This window comes from Halanaerobium saccharolyticum, assembly GCF_003053565.1.
GTDB classification, from domain to species: domain Bacteria; phylum Bacillota; class Halanaerobiia; order Halanaerobiales; family Halanaerobiaceae; genus Halanaerobium; species Halanaerobium saccharolyticum_B.
Map to the genome: position 1 here is coordinate 1 of NZ_QAXS01000089.1, position 1,411 is coordinate 1,411.

At 33.9% G+C, this 1,411-nt stretch carries 1 protein-coding gene; it reads right to left on the minus strand.

Features of this window, described 5'->3' with window-relative positions:
• Positions 1–76 precede the first annotated feature (76 nt).
• Positions 77–1,282, minus strand: a complete 1,206-nt coding sequence (locus C8C76_RS14980; protein WP_108143058.1) for an ISL3 family transposase — start codon at positions 1,280–1,282, stop codon at positions 77–79.
• Positions 1,283–1,411 lie beyond the last annotated feature (129 nt).

A 1,411-nucleotide genomic window follows, 5' to 3' on the forward strand; every position in this document is an offset into this window, starting at 1 on the left:
GGCTCTTTGACAAATGTTGTGAAATCTAAATAGCACCGTTTGAATCAAGTTATCTCTTTAATTTTTTGAATTGCTCTTAAATACTTAGCAATGATAAAAATACTCGGCGTTTTAAGTTCTCAACTTTAGGGACACCGTAGCCAATTCTTTTAATCAATTTAATTTTATTGTTTAATCCTTCAGCAAATCCGTTGGTTATTCTAGTTTTAAAATAGTTAATAATATGCTGTTCCCACCGTTTTACTGTTCCTTTAGCTCTATAGAAAAGATTTAATTTGGCCTGGCTAACATTTTCATACCAGTGATTTAAAGCTTCAATAGATTCTTTAACATCAGGTATCTGGAGTAGATCTCTGAATTCTTCTTTTAGCTCCCACGCTTTTTCTAAAGCAGGAGATAGTTTAAAGATTTCTATCAGCCGCTGGTGGCTGTCATCATCAAGGTCTTCACCAGCCATTAATAGAGTGAGTCTAGACTTATAGAACTTAGTTCTGTTTGCAGCAGTCTGTTTATCCTGTTCCTGGATTCTGAGCTTGTCTAAGGCGTTATTTATAGCTGTAACGAGATGAAACTTATCAACCACTATCTGTGCATTGGGAAAAACCGTTTCTGCTACAGCCTTATAAGGACTCCACATGTCCATGGAGAAGTATTTGATCTGTTCCCTTAGTTCCTCAGGCCAGGTATTGAAGTACTCGATTAGATCTTTCTTTTTACGGGAAGATAAAATATCAATTAACTTACCGTTAATCGGATCAGTTAGAGCGACAGCATATTTATGTTTTTTCTTAATTGCAAATTCATCTATACTGATAGCTTCAACTTCATCCAGGGTTGCAAGCTGGGCTTCTTCGATCAGAGTGTCTAATTTACTGTGTACCGAGTTTTGAATGCTGGTATAGCTTAGATCATTTTCTCTGGCTACTCTTGAGTAATCACGGCTATCAGTTTGTTTTAGAAGATATACTTTAAAACGCTCAGTTTTTCTTGAATATCTTGAAATACTCTTTATTCTTTTAGGTATTGCTCTTTTGCCGCAATGATCGCAGCTATAACGTTTTTTAACCAGTTTGATAGTTACTTTTTTATCTCTTAAAGGAACATCCTGAATATCTTGTGGGCGCCTATCATGAACTTTATCTGCTTTTTTACCACAGATAGGACATTTAACATGATCATTTTTATAATCAGCTATAAAAACTAAATATTCCTCTGTTTTAATTAATTCTGTTGCAACAAGGTCTGGTAAATCTAATAAATCTGTGATAAGCTTATTATGCATTTGCTTGACTCCTTTATTGAATTTTTTGTTGTCTCAAATAATTAATTCAACGGAGCCAGGCAGATGCCTTTTTTTATTTAGATATTTTTAGATTTACATTTTTTTCTTCACAACATTAATTATACAACC

Coding starts and splice junctions, on each gene's coding strand:
- C8C76_RS14980 (WP_108143058.1), bottom strand. CDS start 1,282: ATGCATAATAAGCTTATCACAGATTTATTAGATTTACCAGACCTTGTT.